12 protein-coding genes are annotated in these 18,248 nt (G+C 45.5%); 6 read left to right on the forward strand and 6 right to left on the reverse strand.

Annotated features, from left to right (window positions below; translation table 11 throughout):
- The first annotated feature begins 304 nt into the window (after positions 1 to 304).
- Positions 305 to 1,276 (forward strand): ribonucleoside-diphosphate reductase small subunit, encoded by a 972-nt coding sequence (locus tag F3I09_RS25635; RefSeq protein ID WP_149697909.1) that lies wholly within the window; start codon positions 305 to 307, stop codon positions 1,274 to 1,276.
- Positions 1,277 to 1,360: 84 nt separating this feature from the next.
- Positions 1,361 to 3,769, forward strand: coding sequence for a ribonucleoside-diphosphate reductase subunit alpha (locus F3I09_RS25640; protein WP_149697910.1), 2,409 nt, complete (start codon positions 1,361 to 1,363; stop codon positions 3,767 to 3,769).
- Between the two features lie 74 nt (positions 3,770 to 3,843).
- Here the strand turns inward: F3I09_RS25640 and F3I09_RS25645 are convergent, their stop codons facing one another.
- Positions 3,844 to 4,230: a hypothetical protein gene (locus tag F3I09_RS25645; protein ID WP_149697911.1), complete on the reverse strand. Its 387-nt coding sequence runs from the start codon at positions 4,228 to 4,230 to the stop codon at positions 3,844 to 3,846.
- A gap of 208 nt (positions 4,231 to 4,438) precedes the next feature.
- On the opposite strand from F3I09_RS25645, the gene F3I09_RS25650 reads away from it, so the two are divergent.
- Positions 4,439 to 5,728: a Fic family protein gene (locus tag F3I09_RS25650; protein WP_223233387.1), complete on the forward strand. Its 1,290-nt coding sequence runs from the start codon at positions 4,439 to 4,441 to the stop codon at positions 5,726 to 5,728.
- Positions 5,729 to 6,006: 278 nt separating this feature from the next.
- Positions 6,007 to 7,089 (forward strand): fatty acid desaturase, encoded by a 1,083-nt coding sequence (locus F3I09_RS25655; RefSeq protein ID WP_149697913.1) that lies wholly within the window; start codon positions 6,007 to 6,009, stop codon positions 7,087 to 7,089.
- An 81-nt stretch (positions 7,090 to 7,170) separates the two neighbouring features.
- Here F3I09_RS25655 and F3I09_RS25660 read toward each other — a convergent pair whose 3' ends face one another.
- Positions 7,171 to 7,761: an RNA methyltransferase gene (locus F3I09_RS25660; protein WP_149697914.1), complete on the reverse strand. Its 591-nt coding sequence runs from the start codon at positions 7,759 to 7,761 to the stop codon at positions 7,171 to 7,173.
- Positions 7,762 to 7,867: 106 nt separating this feature from the next.
- On the opposite strand from F3I09_RS25660, the gene F3I09_RS25665 reads away from it, so the two are divergent.
- Positions 7,868 to 10,549, forward strand: a complete 2,682-nt coding sequence (locus tag F3I09_RS25665; RefSeq protein ID WP_149697915.1) for an AsmA-like C-terminal region-containing protein — start codon at positions 7,868 to 7,870, stop codon at positions 10,547 to 10,549.
- A gap of 203 nt (positions 10,550 to 10,752) precedes the next feature.
- A complete protein-coding gene (locus tag F3I09_RS25670) occupies positions 10,753 to 11,166 on the forward strand; it encodes a hypothetical protein (protein WP_149697916.1) in 414 nt (137 codons plus the stop codon).
- Positions 11,167 to 11,244: 78 nt separating this feature from the next.
- Here F3I09_RS25670 and F3I09_RS25675 read toward each other — a convergent pair whose 3' ends face one another.
- The 4 genes from F3I09_RS25675 to lipA form a co-directional block, all read right to left on the reverse strand.
- Positions 11,245 to 14,418: an efflux RND transporter permease subunit gene (locus F3I09_RS25675; protein ID WP_149697917.1), complete on the reverse strand. Its 3,174-nt coding sequence runs from the start codon at positions 14,416 to 14,418 to the stop codon at positions 11,245 to 11,247.
- A 36-nt stretch (positions 14,419 to 14,454) separates the two neighbouring features.
- Positions 14,455 to 15,597 carry an efflux RND transporter periplasmic adaptor subunit gene (locus F3I09_RS25680; protein ID WP_149697918.1) on the reverse strand — a complete coding sequence of 381 codons (1,143 nt, stop codon included), beginning with the start codon at positions 15,595 to 15,597 and terminating at the stop codon, positions 14,455 to 14,457.
- A gap of 54 nt (positions 15,598 to 15,651) precedes the next feature.
- On the reverse strand, positions 15,652 to 16,980 hold the full coding sequence (locus F3I09_RS25685; RefSeq protein ID WP_149697919.1) for a TolC family protein: 1,329 nt from the start codon (positions 16,978 to 16,980) through the stop codon (positions 15,652 to 15,654).
- A gap of 333 nt (positions 16,981 to 17,313) precedes the next feature.
- The gene (lipA, locus tag F3I09_RS25690) at positions 17,314 to 18,234 is read right to left on the reverse strand and encodes a lipoyl synthase (RefSeq protein WP_223233388.1); all 921 of its coding nucleotides are present in this window, start codon (positions 18,232 to 18,234) and stop codon (positions 17,314 to 17,316) included.
- Between the last annotated feature and the right edge of the window lie 14 nt (positions 18,235 to 18,248).

Raw genomic sequence — 18,248 nt, forward strand, 5'->3', positions numbered from 1 at the left:
ATAGTATGTCTTCGAAATTCATCAGCTGTTTTTCCACAGGCTGTTAAAAACTAAAAAAGGGTGGGTTTTCATTGATGTGTACATTTGTATCAGTTCACGGCGCGATTGTTAAGTCTCCAGGGATTTATACGAACACCCCGGTAGCCAGGCAGGAATTCCAACCAGCAGGCACATGAAATTCGGTCGGAACATGCACGTATCAAAGGGTATCACGAAAGGGTATAATATTATAATAACGTGAGAATAATATCTCTGTCATGTCCTTTCTATCTGTATACGTTAACCATATAAAATTTACTGAGTGATGAATTTAGAGAATGAACTGCTTTTAAAGGAAAACAAAGACAGATTTGTACTGCTGCCTATCAACTATCCGAAGGTATGGGAGAAGTACAAGCAACATGAGGCAAGTTTCTGGACAGCAGAGGAGATTGATCTGAGTGCAGATATGAAGGACTGGAATAACCTCAATGATGGAGAACGTCATTTCATTACACACGTATTAGCTTTTTTTGCAGCAAGTGATGGTATTGTGAACGAGAACCTTGCTGTTAACTTCATGAGTGAGGTACAGTTACCTGAAGCACGTTGCTTCTATGGTTTCCAGATCATGATGGAAAACATCCACTCGGAAACGTACGCATTATTAATAGATACTTATGTAAAGGATCCGGTAGAAAAGGATCGTCTGTTCCATGCCATCGAAACCGTGCCTGCTGTAAAGAGAAAAGCAGAATGGGCGCTGCGCTGGATCGAGAATGGCAACTTCGCTGAGCGCCTGGTAGCTTTCGCAGCTGTGGAAGGTATCTTCTTCAGTGGTAGTTTCTGCTCTATCTTCTGGCTGAAGAAAAGAGGATTAATGCCGGGACTGACCTTCTCCAATGAGCTGATCAGCCGTGATGAAGGTTTGCACTGTGAGTTTGCCTGTCTGCTATATAGCATGCTGGAAAATAAACTGCCACAGGAGCAGGTACATACCCTCATCCGTGATGCAGTTTCCATCGAAAAAGAATTTATTACAGAAGCATTACCGGTAGCGCTGATCGGCATGAACAGCAAATTGATGTCTGAATACATCGAGTTTGTTGCTGACCGCTGGTTAAGTGAACTGGGCTATGCTAAAATATATAACACGGCAAATCCGTTTGACTTTATGGAAATGATCTCCCTGCAGGGTAAGACCAACTTCTTTGAAAAGAGAGTGGGCGATTACCAGAAAGCGGGTGTAATGTCTGGCAAGGATACACAAACATTCAGCCTGGACGAAGATTTCTAATAAAGGCATAATAATTGCAGTTTACTGCACAATTTGCCAGCTAACCATAATTCATATTACTCAACCTCTTAAATTCACCTGCCCATGTTTGTAATTAAGCGCGACGGCCACAAAGAAGCTGTTAAGTTTGACAAGATTACTGCTCGTGTCGAAAAGCTCTGCTACGGACTGAATGCGGAATACGTAGACGCCATAGATGTAGCTAAGAAAGTGATACAGGGTTTATATGATGGAGTGACTACCAGCGAGCTTGATAATCTTGCTGCCGAAACTGCAGCGTCGCTTACTACAAAACATCCTGACTATGCCTTGCTTGCATCGCGCATTGCGGTGAGCAATCTCCATAAAAATACAGTGAAATCATTTTCTAAAACAATGAAGACGCTGTATGAATACATCGATCCTAAAGTAGGTAAACCTGCTCCATTGATTGCTGACGATGTATATGAGATCATCAGAAAGAATGCTGAGATCCTGGATTCAAGCATCATCTATGACCGTGATTTTGCTTTCGATTATTTCGGTTTCAAAACACTGGAGCGCTCTTATCTGCTGAAAGTGGATGGTAAAGTAGCAGAACGTCCGCAGCACATGTTCATGCGTGTGGCTGTTGGTATCCACAAAACAGATATCGACTCTGCTATCAAGACATACAACCTGATGAGTGAGCGCTGGTTCACACACGCTACACCTACCCTCTTCAACGCTGGTACACCTAAACCTCAGATGTCCAGCTGCTTCCTGCTCACCATGCAGGATGATAGCATCGAGGGTATCTACGATACATTGAAACAAACTGCGAAGATCTCCCAGAGCGCTGGTGGTATTGGTCTGAGCATTCATAATATCCGTGCTACAGGCTCTTACATCAGCGGTACCAACGGCACTTCCAACGGTATCATCCCAATGCTGCGCGTATTTAACGATACCGCACGTTATGTAGACCAGGGCGGTGGTAAACGTAAAGGTGCTTTCGCGATCTACCTGGAACCATGGCATGCGGACGTATTCGAATTCCTCGATCTGCGTAAGAACCATGGTAAGGAAGAGATGCGTGCAAGAGACCTTTTCTTTGCACTGTGGATGCCTGACCTGTTCATGAAACGTGTGGAAGAAAATGGCGACTGGAGCCTGTTCTGTCCTCATGAAGCACCAGGACTGCATGAATGTTGGGGAGAAGCTTTCGAGAAGCTCTACACACAATATGAGAAAGAAAACCGTGCACGTAGAACAGTAAAAGCACAGGACCTGTGGTTTGCTATCCTGGATGCACAGATCGAAACCGGTACTCCTTATCTGCTGTATAAAGATTCTGCCAACCGCAAATCCAATCAACAGAACCTGGGTACTATCAAGAGTTCCAACCTGTGTACAGAGATCATCGAATATACCGATGCAAATGAAGTGGCTGTATGTAACCTGGCTTCACTGGCATTACCACGCTTCGTGATAGATGGTAAATTCGATCATGAGAAATTATATGAAGTAACATATCAGGCTTCGCTGAACCTGAACCGCATCATCGATAACAACTTCTATCCTGTTGACGAAGCGCGTAACAGCAACCTGCGTCACCGTCCTATCGGTCTGGGTGTACAGGGTCTGGCGGATGCCTTCATCCTGATGCGTTATCCGTTCGAAAGTGAAGAAGCTAAGCAACTGAACAGTGAGATCTTTGAAACCATCTACTTTGCTGCATTGAATGCATCCAAAGACCTGGCTATAAAAGATGGCGCTTATGAAACCTACGAAGGTTCACCTGCCTCCAAAGGTATCCTGCAGTTCGATATGTGGGGCGTAACACCATCTTCACGCTGGGACTGGACGGCACTGAAAGCTGAGATCAGGAAACATGGTATCCGCAACTCCCTGTTGCTGGCACCAATGCCTACAGCATCTACTTCACAGATCCTGGGTAACAACGAATGTTTCGAGCCGTACACTTCAAACATCTACACCCGTCGCGTACTGAGCGGTGAGTTCGTAGTAGTAAATAAACACCTGCTGAAAGACCTGGTAGAACTGGGCCTGTGGGATAATGATATGAAGAACAAGATCATTACTTCCAACGGATCTATTCAGCATATTCCTGAAATCCCAACTCAGATCAAAGATCTGTACAAAACAGTATGGGAGATCAAACAACGTACTATCATCGATATGGCGGCAGACCGTGGTGCATTCATCTGCCAGTCTCAGTCACTAAACCTGTTCGTTGACACTCCATCTGCAGCTAAACTGACCTCTATGCACTTCTACGCATGGAAGAAAGGTCTGAAAACAGGTATGTACTACCTGCGTACTCAGGCTGCTGCACAGGCAGTACAGTTCACCGTTGAAAAACAAGGTGGTCAGCAGATGGAACCAATGGTGGAAAAGAAAGCTGACGTGAAAGGTGCTAAAGCAACTGTTGATTCCAAACTGGATGAAGTTGAGTTTGTGGAAGGTGCAGTATGTACCATGGAAGAAGGTTGTGTAACCTGCAGTGCATGATGAAATAACAAACATCATTATAAGAAAAGCCGTCTCAGTTGAGGCGGCTTTTTTCTTTTTACAACTTTGAAGGCTTATTCAATGATGCCACCTTCAATAAATCCTGTCAGATTTTTTGTCACCGTTGTGCCATTGTCGACGAATGTCACCGTAGCCGTTCCACTAATGCTGTAATGCGTAAACTGTGCATGTACAACACTTCCGGAAAATCCTGCTACCTGTAATGATTCCCCATTCGATAAACGGGACACGGAGATCTGCGTGATCGGATAAGGAGAAGTGGCAGAAAGATCAGCCGAAATGAAATAGGCATACGATGTACCATCGATCTGGTAGCCAACGAGTGTGCCATCAGCAGCGGGTTTCGCTGTGCTTGTAGTCATGGCCGCAGGCAACGGCTTAAATGATGAAAATACCAATGATGCCAAAACGAAAAGTAAGGACATGGATAGTGCTTTCATGGAGATTGGGTTTTGAGTTAACATTTAGGGTATATCAGTAGTAATTTAAGGATAATAGTGAATAGAATGAATGAGTACTCTATGGGATTGAGTAGAATGGATTTTTCTGGCTTATCTCATTTGACTAATTTTAAACAAATTATGGCAGATGACATCCAGTGTTGAAAAAGTAACGCAACTTACAGAACAGTTACGACAACTTCTCCCCATGAAAACTGAATACCAGCAAAGGCTTGACAAAAAGTTCAGGCTGGAATTCAACTATAACTCCAATCATCTGGAAGGTAATACGCTTACATATGGCGAAACTGAGTTATTACTAATCTTCGACAGAACAACAGGCAATCATGAGCTAAGAGAATATGAGGAAATGAAAGGCCATGATGTTGCTTATGAGCTGATAAGAGCATTAGCTGCTGATCATGAAAGGCCACTTAATGAGACTGTTATTAAAAATCTGCATTCATTGTTATTAGTACGCCCATTCTGGAAAGAGGCTGTTACACCGGATGGGCAGTACACACGACGTGAGATCAAAGTGGGGAACTATAAAGAATATCCTAATTCAGTACGCTTGCCAAACGGTGAGATCTTCCACTATGCATCTCCTGAAGAGACACCCATAAAGATGGGAGAACTAATGACATGGCTGCGGGAAGAAGAGGAAAAGAATGAGATGCATCCCGTTGTATTGGCAGCGATGTTACATTATAATTTTGTGCGAATTCATCCTTTTGATGATGGTAATGGGAGGTTGTCGAGATTGTTGATGAATTATGTTTTGTTGAAGCATAATCTGCCTCCTGTGGTGATTAAGTCTGCTGATAAGAAAAATTATTTACGGACGTTAGGCGAGGCTGATGCCGGCGATCCGGGACCTCTGGTAGAATATATTTCTCAGCAACTAATCTGGAGCCTCAATTTAAACATAGATGCAGCAAAAGGACAATCAGTATTAGAAAATGACGATTTGCAAAAGCAAATTGATATCTGGAGGAAGCATTTGAAAAATAAAAAATCTGAAACTACCAATCGTGACAGTATTGATATCAATCAGCTATATGCGAATTCAATAGGACAACTATTTCTACTATTTAAATATCAGCATGAACAGTTTAATGACCTCTTCTGGAAAACACAGGAAACACCTGTCATCAACAGAAAGTTATTCAATGAAACTGCATATAACGCTGTATCAGGGTTCCCTGCTTTTATACTTGAATTTGAGGCCAGTCACAATAAAGATCTGATTCATAGTCTTTCTCTGCAATATTCACTTATCGACTTCAAGCGCAATGGGGACACATCGTTCTCCATAGAATCTTTGATCAACGTGCAATTCGAAAAATATGAATACATTGTTAGCTACAAAGGCCTGATCCTCATCACTAAAAAATATCCGGAAGTTTTAACGAAAGATGAGATAGAGGCTATTGTAAAGGTTTGTATCCAGCATATATTTGAGGAAATGCAGGAAAAGAGTGGGATAAAGATTTAGTACCCAAAAAGCAGAAATGCCATAAACTGTCCCCAAAGCAGTATCCAACCACCGGCCTTGTCTGTTCTATTACTCATTTTTGATAACTTTAACACATAGATTCCCAATATATACCTTATCTTGAGTCAGATTCAATGATTAGAGCATCTTGCATTTGAATTATTTTTTTACTCTTTAGTATAACTATTCTTCTTTCCTTTATAGCTCTCACATTAGTCTCCTTTTTTCCTTTTGATGGATCCTATGAAAATCATTTACAACTGTTTATTTTGAAAAGTATGTCATTTATAGAAAATGTATTGGCTGTTCCCAGCTATGGCTGGAAAGACAGCAATGGTTTACTTGTGAAGCCAACTGTTAAACAACTGCTTATCGAATTTTTCCGCAGAACTAATATTGCGGCTTCACGTAAAAACTGGCTACCGTTTTTCTCCTGGCTCTGTATCCTTCTTCTTGCTCCGTTCGTAATTATTTTTACTGTGATGCAAGTACAGGATTTTAACATCTGGTACTTACTGGCCGCTTTCGTGTATGGGATGATCTTCATAGGAACACACGGCACTGTCTGGTATCATCGCTATGGTACCCATCAGGCTTACCAGTTCAGCAATAAATTCTGGCGCTTTCTTACGGCTAACCTCGTCATTAAGATGCTGGCAGAAGAAGTTTATATTGTATCGCATCATGTGCATCATGCATTGTCAGATGAACCGGGTGATCCTTATAATGCAGAAGGAGGCTTTTTATACTGCTTCCTGGCAGATGCCAACCATCAGCCTATAGCTAAAAACTTAAGTGAAGAAGACTACAATAAAGTAGCGGCCATGTTAAGCCATACAGGTGTAAAAGCCAATAGCTATACCAGCTATCTTAAATGGGGATCTATAGCACACCCCCTAAGGACGGTCATTACTACATTTGCAAACTGGGCGTTTTGGATCGCTGTTTTCTACGTTATTGGCGGGTTTTACCTGGTAGCAGCACTGCTGGCCGGCGCGTGTGTATGGGGCGTAGGTGTAAGAACTTTTAACTACGAAGGGCATGCCAAGGGAGAGGATAAACAGGTACCCGGGTTTGACTACAATACAAAAGACAGGTCCATTAACCAGTGGTGGCCGGGAATCGTTGCAGGAGAATGGCATAATAACCATCACCTCTATCCCGCAAGTGCAAGATCAGGTTTCTTAACAGGGCAGATAGATCTCGCATGGTATTACATCAGGACCCTCAAATTTATAGGTGGTGTAAGTTCCCTCCGCGATGCCAAGAAACAATTTATGGAAACTCACAGGAAACCTTACCTCGAAGAAGTAAAACGGGCGAAGCTGGCTATTGTACAAGCCGAAACAGTTGCCAGATAAGATATATTCATAATAATAAAGGCGCTTATGCATCATGCATAAGCGCCTTTATTATTATGAATATATGATAGTTATCGATGTTTATTCTTCTTCCTCAAATCCCCACTTCTCCAGTAGCTCCTCAAACTGCCCATCCGGCAGATTCCTCTTTTCATAACACCCTGCAATCGTCCTTTGCCTCAATGCCTCATAAATACTCACGGCACACGCTACAGATATATTTAACGACTTAATAATCCCTACTTGTGGAATAATAAAATTCCCATCTGCCTGTGCACGGATCTCCTCACTCACGCCCTCATGTTCATTCCCAAACACCAGGGCTACTGAACCAGTAAAATCAATTTCGTACAGGCCAACAGCATCTGCAGCAAGATGGGTGGTATAGATCTTATCATATTTTTGCCTGAGTGCGGCTACACATTCCGCCGTATCGGAGAACTGGTGGATGGTCAGCCATTTGGCAGCGCTGGAAGAACTCTTGGCGCCCCATTTCTTATGCCGGGCGATTTTGTTGTTCAGGACATAAATCTCCTGGATACCCACGGCATCACAGGTACGCATTACAGCTGAAATGTTATGCGGATCCTGGACATTTTCCAGTACTACGGTCAACCCTGCCTGTCTTTTATTTAATACGGATAGTAACCTTTCCCTACGTTCCGGCGTCATAATCAAGAATATATTATTTTCAGGGGGTAAATTTAACCTAAATCAACTTCCGAATACGGGTTTTCCTTGCTACCTTCATACATAGTAAAAAACATTTATCTAAAACATGTTCAAAAAAATCCTCAAAATCGTAGGAATCTTCTTGCTGGTATTGGTTATAGCAGCAATTGCCATCCCATACTTCTTCAAAGGCAAGATCATGTCTCTCGTTAAGACGGAGCTGAACAAGCAACTCGTTGCAGACGTCGACTTTAAAGACGTGGATATCAGCCTGATAAGACATTTCCCCAGACTGGCCGTAGCATTGGAAGACCTGAGCGTTGTGAACCGTGCTCCCTTTGCCGGCGATACACTGTTTGCAGTAAAGAAGATCGACCTTGCGCTGAACCTTATGAGCGTTATCAAGGGAGATAAAATGGATATTTACAACGTAAGTGTCCAGGAACCAAGAGTACACGCAATTATCAATAAACAGGGACTGGTGAACTGGGATATCATGAAGCCGGATACCGCACAGGCGACTCCGGCAGATACCGCCTCCTCTAAATTCGCCCTGAACCTTCAGAAATATAGTATCGAAGATGCCACTATCCGTTATGACGACCAGGAAGGCGATATGGCATTACTCATAGAAGGGCTTGATCATCAGGGAAAAGGAGACTTTACACAGGACCTTTTCACCCTGCAGACCAACACCCAGGCTGAAGGTATTACCTTCCGTTATGGTCTCATCCCCTACCTGCTGCGTACCAAAACAACAATGGACGCTGATATACAGGTAGATAACAAAACCAGCACCTACACCTTCCAGAAAGGAAAGGCTACACTGAATAACCTGGAACTGGCTTTCCAGGGCTTCTTTAAACTGGTGAACGACAGCACTTACGGCATGGACCTTTCCATGAAGGCGCCGTCTACCAAATTCAAGGACATCCTCTCTCTTGTACCGGCTATTTTCATGCAGGATTTTGACAAGATCAAAACTGAGGGTACTGCTGCTTTTGACGGTTACGTAAAAGGTACCTACAGCGCTACCCAGATGCCTGCTTTTGGCCTTAACCTGGCAGTAAAGGATGGTTTCTTCCAATATCCTGATCTGCCTAAACCAGTAAAGAATATCCAGGTAAAACTGAATGTAAAGAACCCGGATGGCGTTCCCGATCATACCGTTGTTGACATGCCTTCTGCGCACGTGGAAATGGACAATACCCCGCTGGATATGCGCCTGCTGGTGAAAACGCCGATCTCCGATATGTATGTGGACGGTGCAGCAAAGGGTAAACTGGATCTCTCCAAAGTATCGCAGTTCGTGAAACTGGAAGATGGCACAGCGCTGAGTGGTCTTGTGGATGCAGATATCAGCGCAAAAGGAAATATGAGCGCTATTGAGAAACAGGCTTATGATAAATTCTACGCAGCAGGAAACGTCCTGGTAAGCAACCTGTTGTACCGCAGCAAGGATTATCCTGATGGTGTAAAGGTGAACACCCTTTCCATGCAGTTCAACCCGAAGAATGTGACTGTGTCTAAGTTCGACGGACAATACCTGGGTACTAATTTCCAGGCGAATGGTGAAGTGAATAATATGCTGGCCTACGTGCTGAAAAATCAGCCGCTGGATGGTAAACTGGCCGTTAAAGCTGATGAAGTGAACCTGGACAAATGGATGGGCACAACCGAAACAACTGCTGCAGCAACACCTGCTGATACAGCCAGCGCTCCTTTCGCTGTTCCGGCCAACCTGAACTTCGCACTACAGGCACAGGTAGATAAAGTACATTACGATAAGCTGGATATGTCCAACCTGTCAGGTAACCTGTTACTGAAAGATGAAACCGTTTCCATGCAGCAGATCAAAGCAAACGCTTTACAGGGTGCTATGGAAGTGAATGGTAGCTATAGTACCAAAAACAGTAAAACCAACCCGGACATCAACATGTCCTATAATGTGCAGAATGTAGACGTTCAGCAGGCTTTCAACGCCTTCAATACCGTACAGGCTCTCATGCCGGTGGCTAAATTCCTGAATGGTAAGATCAATTCCCAGCTGGAACTTTCCGGTAAACTGGGACAGAATATGATGCCACTGTTAAGCAGCCTGACCGGCGACGGTAACCTGCTGGTACTGGAAGGTGCGCTGCAGAAATTTGCGCCGGTGGAGCAACTGGCCAATACACTGAATGTGAGCCAGCTGAAAAATCTTTCACTGAAGGATCTCAAGACCTATTTCGCTTTTGAAAATGGCCGCGTGAAGGTAAATCCGTTCAAAGTAAACTTCAGCAATATCAGCATGCTTGTAGGCGGTTCCCATGGCTTCGACCAATCACTGGACTATACGCTGCAGATGACCCTCCCACGCAGCATGATCGGCAAACAGGGTGATGCCCTGATCACCGGTCTGGCATCAAAAGCAAGCAGTAAAGGTATTCCTGTTAATATCAGCGACAGCGTTCACCTGAATGTATTGCTGGGTGGTAATATCATGAAACCAACATACAAGACAGACCTGCAGGAAACTGCTTCAGGCACACTGAACAACCTGAAAGATCAGGCATCCACACTTGTAAAGAATAAGGTGGATACAGTGAAAACAGCGCTGAAGGATACCCTCACGTCTGTAAAGAACAACGCCATTGCAGGTGTAAAGAATGAAATTACCAAGCAGCTGACCGGCCAGAAAGATACTACCGGTACTAAATCAGCGCCCTTACAGGATGCTGGCAAACAGGCAGGACAGGCTGTAAAGAATACCCTCGGTAACTTGTTCAACAAGAAAAAAACTAATTAAAATAATACCAGTCAATGAAAAACCGGTCTGAAAACCTCTTTTCAGACCGGTTTTTATATTTTTTACTACTGTTAACCATTTCGCTAGTTTGGATAACTTTTTCTCTGAGTTTTTCACCAAATTAGCAGAACGGATAAATAAGCATATTTCTCCATCCGCCAGAGGCGGATGCGTTAACTTGAGAAAATACCCTCATAACAACTATGGACTACGAGCGCTACATATCAGATGGAAATCTGGAAAAAGTACTTCTCGGATTTGCTACACCGGAAGAAGAATCCGAATACGAATTCTATCTGGATATTTTTCCGGAAATACAGACCGAAAAGGAGGAAGTGGAACGTAAACTTGAACGTCTGGCTTTCAAAGAAGCAGCACTGCCCCCTGCTCACCTGAAAACAGCAGTCATGCAACAGATTGCGTCGGAAACCGGATCGCCTGTTGCTACTTCTACCTGGTATGCAAAAAGAAAAGATGTCCATTTCGAAAATGTTGCACCTCCTCCTCACCAGATGAGAGTACATGTAGGCTGGAAGATATTGCTCATTGCCCTGTTGGTAATGATCGCCGCATCTATTCTGGCATCAGTGATCTTCTTTGCCATGACCATGAAATAAAGCCCAAAACAGTACTAAATAAATAAAGGCGCCCGCTAAAAGCGGACGCCTTTTCTTTTCTATGCAATAGTTTTCCGTTTATACATCGTGATGCTGCATTGCTTTATAATTTTCCTGCATAGCTTTCAGTTTTTCTTTACCGTAAGCCAGGCGGGTGATTGTTACAAACAATACCGGTACAATAAAGATGGCCAGGAAGGTAGCGGTAAACATACCTCCCAACACTGTCCAACCCATTGTTTTACGTGATTCCGCACCTGCACCACTGGCTATTACCAGCGGCATAATGCCTAACAGGAAGGCCAGAGAGGTCATGATGATAGGACGCAGACGCAGCTTGGCCGCTTCCACCGTCGCTGTTACCAGTTCCATCCCCCTGTCCACACGCTCTTTCGCAAATTCCACGATCAGGATCGCGTTCTTTGCCGACAAACCGATCAGCGTAATCAGACCGATCTGTGCGTATACGTTGTTAGTGATGCCGGGCAGGAAGGTCAGCGTCGTGATCGCACCAAAGGCCCCGATAGGTACGGCCAGCAGTACGGAGAACGGTACGGTCCAGCTTTCATAAAGGGCTGCCAGGAAGAGGAATACGAATACAATAGACAGGGCGAAGATGTAAACCGTCTTCGAACCTGACAGGAGCTCCTCACGGCTCAAACCGGAGAACTCATATCCATAACCTTCAGGCAGTACCTGTGCGGCCACTTCCTGCAGCGCCTTGATAGCGTCACCACTACTATACCCCGGAGCAGGGCTACCGTTTATTTCCGCGGAGCGGAACAGGTTATAGTGGGAGATTACCGGAGCGCTTTCTATCACTTTATATGATGTCAGTGAGCTCAGCGGCACCATAGTACCGGAAGAGTTACGTACAAAATATTGGGACAGGTCCTTGATATCGCCGCGGTAAGTGGAGTCAGCCTGTGTTACTACACGGAAGTTACGTCCGTATATAGTGAAGTCATTCACATAGGCACTACCCAGATATGTCTGTAACGCAGTAGCGATAGACGATATCTGCACTCCCATTTTCTTGGCTTTTTCACGGTCTATCTCCAACTGGTAGCCAGGAGTACGCGCAGTAAAGAAGGAGAACGCCCTTGCTATTTCAGGACGCTGGTTGATAGCCATTGTGAACTTCTGCAATACGCCTTCAAATTCTTTAATGTCACCACCACCGGCTCTCTGCTGAAGGATGAAGGAGAAACCTGCTGTAGAACCCAGACCCGGGATAGCCGGAGGAGGAATTACTACCACATTGGCCTCTTTAAATCTTGACAGTCTTGCCTGCAACTGTGCTACAAGCGCAAATATCTGCTGTGATTTATCCTTCCGCTCATCCCATGGTTTCAGCTGACAGAAGATGGTACCACTGTTGGATTTGGTTGCGAAGCTTACTACGTTCAAACCTCCGAGGGCGGCGTAGTGCCCGATCGCTTTTACACTATCCAGCGAATGCATCATCTGTGTCATTACCGATATAGTACGCTCAGTAGAAGCTGATTCCGGCAGGTCAAAAGTGATGTATATACGGCCATCATCTTCCGTAGGGATAAAGCCTGTCGGCTTGCCCCTGAATAACATCACAGTACCTACCACGATACAGATCAGGAGTATCAGCACATAACGCGCTCCGCGGATACTTTTCTTCACACCCAGTGAATAACGGCTGGTTACATGACTAAACCATGTATTGAACTTGAAGAAGAATTTATTCAGACCCTTGGAATCCTTATCCAGGTGCATTGGTCTCAGGATCAGCGTACATAAGGCTGGTGTAAGTGACAGTGCCACAAAAGCGGAGATCAGTACGGAGATCGCGATAGTGATCGCAAACTGTTGGTACAGACGACCTACGATACCTGGTATAAATCCTACCGGTACGAATACCGCAGCCAGGATCAGCGCAATGGCTATTACCGGTCCGGATATCTCCTGCATTGCCGCATAGGTAGCTTCCTTAGGCGTCATCTGCTCATGGTCCATATTATGCTGGACGGCCTCCACCACCACGATGGCGTCATCCACCACTATACCGATGGCCAGCACGAAACCGAACAGGGTCAGGGTGTTGATGGTAAATCCGAGTGGTATGAAGAAGATGAACGTTGCAATAATAGACACCGGGATCGCCAGTACCGGGATAATGGTAGCCCTCCAGCTTTGCAGGAAGAGGAATACCACGACTACCACCAGCGCCAGGGCTTCCAGCAGTGTTTCCACTACTTCGTGGATGGATACCTCGATTACAGAAACTGATTCGAATGGTACCACATAGTCCACATCTTTAGGGAAGGTTTTTTTCAGCTGAGCCATGGTTTCATACACGGCTTCCGCAGTCTCGATCGCGTTACTACCCGGAGCCTGGTATACCAGCAGGTAGGAAGCTCTCTTACCATCCACGTATGAGTTGTTGCTATAGCTGAATTTACCCAGCTGTACGCGGGCTACATCTTTCAGGTACACCACTGCACCATCTTCCGGGCGGGTTTTGATAATGATGTTACCAAATTCCTCGGCAGTAATGAGACGGCCTTTTACGAAAATGGTATACTCATATGTTTGTCCGGTTTTCTGCGGAGGAGCACCTACGGTACCTGCAGAGATCTGCGCATTCTGCTCGGTGATGGCCGCTCTTACTTCCTCAGCTGTTACACCCATCTGAGCCAGCTTGTCGGGTTTCAGCCATATACGCATACTGAAGTCGTCAGCACGGGTGAAGATATCACCCACACCTTTCGCACGCAGCAAGGCGTCTTTGATGTATACGTTGGTATAGTTATCGAGGAATGTTACGTCGTGTGTTCCGTTAGGAGAGTATAAAGCCACCAGCATGAGGATACTGGGGTTACGCTTTCTTACTGTAAGACCCAGACGTTGTACCTCCTGAGGCAGGGTTGGCTGTGCGATACCCACACGGTTCTGGACGTCCAGTGCCGCGATATTGATATCTGTACCTACCTCAAAGTTAACAGTCAAGCTCATGGCTCCGCTGTTGGTACTATTACTGGTCATATAGGTCATACCGGGCGTACCGTTCACCTGTACTTCCACAGGAGTGGCCGTTGTCTGCTCAACTGTCTGGGCATCCGCACCGATATAGGTACCGGTTACCTGTACAGTGGGAGGAGAAATTTCCGGGTACTGACCGATCGGCAGGCTGTTCATGGCCAGCAACCCTACCAGCACCAGCACAACAGATATAACTATTGCGGTAACCGGTCTGCGTATAAAAGTATTTGCAATCATGTTTCTTCTTCTATTGATTCAAACTCAAACTGTTATCTATTTCTTGGCTGCGGCAGCATCCGGAGCTTTCTTCACCGTCGTGGTATCGATCTTACCACCATCACGCAAACGGTTCAGACCTTCGGTTACAATCAGGTCACCCTGTTGTACACCGTCCATTACTACGATCCTGTCTCTCATACGGGGACCGAGATGTACTTTACGCTGCTCGGCAACTGTATCTTTCGCAATGAATACGAAGAATTCACCCATCTGTTCCACCACTGATTTGTAAGGAATGATTACGCGCTCGCCTGACTGATCGTTCAGGACGTTCATTACACTGCTCATACCTTCTTTCAGTTCGCCCTTAGGGTTATTGAATTCGATACGTACTTTAATGGTAGCTGTCAGGTTATCCACACCACGGTCAATGACAGCGATACGGCCTGGTTCAGAATAAGCTTGTCCATTAGGCAGCTGCAGGCGGAAGGTAGAATCACCGGCGCCTACTGTTTTACCCTGCAGCGCAGAAAAGCGTGGGATATCATTTTCATTTACCACGAAATCAACTGCGATAGGGTTTTCGGAAGACATTGTATTCAGCAATGTGGTTCCGGCACTTACCTGTGCACCCAGTTTCACCTGTGAAATACCTATACGGCCGGTGAAAGGCGCTTTTATAATGGAGTAGTCGAGATCTGTACGTGCAGCCAGCAATGATGCTTCTGCTGCGGCCAGCTGGCTACGGCTTACATCCAGTGCGGCATCCGCGTTATCCAGTGTCTGACGGGCAATCGCGTCCTGCTCTGCCAGTTTATGGTAACGGTCTGCATCTTTCTGCGCCTTGGTAAGATTAGCTTTTGCCTGGGCAATGCTTGCTTCTGCCTGACGGTAAGATGCTTCGTATTTACGGCGGTCTATTTCATAGAGCGGTTTTCCCTTCTGTACCACTTCACCTTCTTTAAAGAAAATGCCGGTGATATATCCTGTTACCTGTGCACGCAGTTCTACCTGGTTCAGTGCCACTACAGTAGCGGGATATTTATCGTAATAGATAGCGGTGCCCATAGCAGCAGGGACAACGCTTACCGGTGTAGGAGGCAATACCATGGCTGCTTTCTGAGCCGGGCCTTTACAGGAAGCCAGGTAAAATAAGCCTGTAGCGCCAATGAGGAGAATGTGTTGCTTTGTTTTCATCTGAAAATATTTGTCCTTTCAATGACCAGGCTGGAGGCCTGGCCAGTTTCCTTATTAGTAGTTAGTTATTATTGTTCCCAGTGCGCGCTGCAGATCTACCTTGCTCGACAGTACAGTGTACATCGCGTTATAATAGTTGAGCTGCGCTGAGCGGAGGTCGGTTTGAGCAGTGATCACCTCAAGATAGGTTTTCACGCCTTCCCGGTATTGCAGTTCGATGAGGTTGTACACTTCCTGGGCAAGGTCCACATTCTCCTTCATCACTAAAAACTGGTTAAAATTGCCCTTGTAGGTAGCCATCGCCTGTGTATACTCGGTGTTGATCTGATTCCGCAGGTTTTCCACATCCAGGTCTATACGTTTTACCTGCAATTCCGACTGGCGGATATTGTAGATACGTTTAGAGCCCTGGAAGATAGGCAGGGACACCTTCAGCCCTATCTGGGAACTTGGAAGGTTGTTGCTGTATAATTTCGGAAAATCAGGGTGCAGGTAGTTGAAACTATAGTTCGCAAAAGCTGACACAGTAGGCAGGAAACTCCATTTATTATACTTCAGTTCCGCTTCCTGTAATACCTTTTGTGTTTGCAGCAGCTGCATTTCTATCCTATTCTCATAAGTCACGGCAACAAGCGTATCCAGCTGTATATTCTTTTCCATCTGGACGGTATCATACACCAGTGGTAATGGGCCGGAGACTGGGTATCCCATCAGCTGGCGCAGGTAAGCCTCACGGGCTTTCAGCTGCTCTTCTCCTGTCTTCTTCTGAGCGCGGGTATTGTTGAGGGAGATGGTAGCCCGTTTGTAGTCGGTCTTATCCACCAGCCCTCCCTGGTATTGGTTATAGGCGTCCTTCAGGCTGCGTTCCAGGCGGGTGATGTCTTCATTCAGCACATCGACCTGTTTCTGTGTAAGCAGGAGATCAAAATAAGCCTTGGTTACATTGGCCACCACATCGATCCGGTAGCTTTCTGTATTCTGTTTGGCCTGCTTACGGACATCGCGGGCGGTCCTGCCAGCCAGCAGGAGGTCGCGGGTAAACAGGTTCTGGTTCCACTGGAACAGTGCAGCAGAGGTATTGGCTACGCCAATCTGCGCATAGTTACCGTTGAAATAGGAAGTCGGTATCTTCAGATAATGGTACAGGTTGTAGTCCAGCCCAACCTGAGGATACCAGTCCGCAAGCTTACCTTTAATGGTATATTCAGTGATGTCTTCATCCAGTTTGGCCTGTTTTACAACGGGCTGATGGTTAAGCGCATACTGAATGCAAGCCTGTAGGGATGCCTGAGGAAGCAATGAATCGGAGACCTTTTGCGCATAAGACGGTGCGTTGTACAGCACGGCACTTAGTACGGCGGTCAGATAAAATACTCTTTTCATAAAAGGTTTTGACAATCAGATTCTTCTTTACACCAATCGGAGGACAACGACGATATTGTCCGGTATATATAATGATCTATTTTGGATTTCGATGCTAAAGTGAATCTCGGCAAACGACGGGCACAGCTTAGCATATGCACAAACTGCAAACAGGTAGGTTCAGGTTGTTAACGGTAGATTACAATTTTTGGGATAAAAGCTGACAGACGGGCTAGCTATAATTCCTGTTAAAGGGAATTATAGCTAGCCCGTCCCGTAATTGCACGGCAAAGATAATGACTCGCAATCACAAACATGTTACCACTGATGTAAATTTAAACAACAGTTTAACTTCTATTTCACTGTGCGTCCACTATGAATATGTTTTTCTGCATGGTAAGAGGATCTTACCAATGGTCCTGATTCGACATAATCCAGGCCCATATTATATCCTATTTCACGCAATTCTGCGAACTCGTCAGGGTGAACGAAACGGACAACCGGCAGATGTTTTGGGGTAGGTTGAAGGTATTGTCCGAGTGTCACCACATCACATCCATTGTCGTACAGGTCTTGCATAGCCTGTACCACTTCCTCTTTAGTTTCACCAAGACCGAGCATGATACCGCTTTTGGTACGCATGCCTCCATCTTTCAGGCGACGGATCACTTCCAGGCTGCGGTGATATTTTGCCTGGATACGTACCTGTTTGGTGAGGCGTTCCACTGTTTCGAGGTTGTGGGATACTACTTCCGGGGCTACATCAATGATGCGCTGGAGGTTTTCCCACTGTCCTCTGAAGTCAGGGATCAATGTTTCCATTGTGGTATCCGGATTCAGTGACCTGACTGCTTTAATTGTATTAGCCCAGATGATGGAACCACCATCTTTCAGCTCATCTCTGTCCACAGAAGTGATCACAGCGTGTTTCACTTTCATGAGGTAAATCGCTTCTGCAACCCGTTGAGGTTCATCCCAATCCACAGCTTCCGGCCTGCCGGTAGCTACTGCGCAGAAACCACAGCTGCGGGTACAGATATTCCCCAGGATCATAAAAGTGGCGGTGCCGGCACCCCAGCATTCACCCATATTAGGGCAATTTCCGCTCTCACAGATCGTGTGTAACTTATGTGTATCAACCAGGTTACGTACCTGCTTATAACTCTCTCCTATTGGCAACTTAACCCTCAGCCAGTCCGGTTTTTTAGTTCTCGGAGCAGCGGCAGCAGGTGCTGTGCTGCATGGCGTTGCGGTTGTAATCGGTGTTTCTTCCATCTCTGATCCTTTCT

The sequence above is a fragment of the Chitinophaga sp. CF418 genome (assembly GCF_900142925.1).
Lineage (GTDB): Bacteria > Bacteroidota > Bacteroidia > Chitinophagales > Chitinophagaceae > Chitinophaga.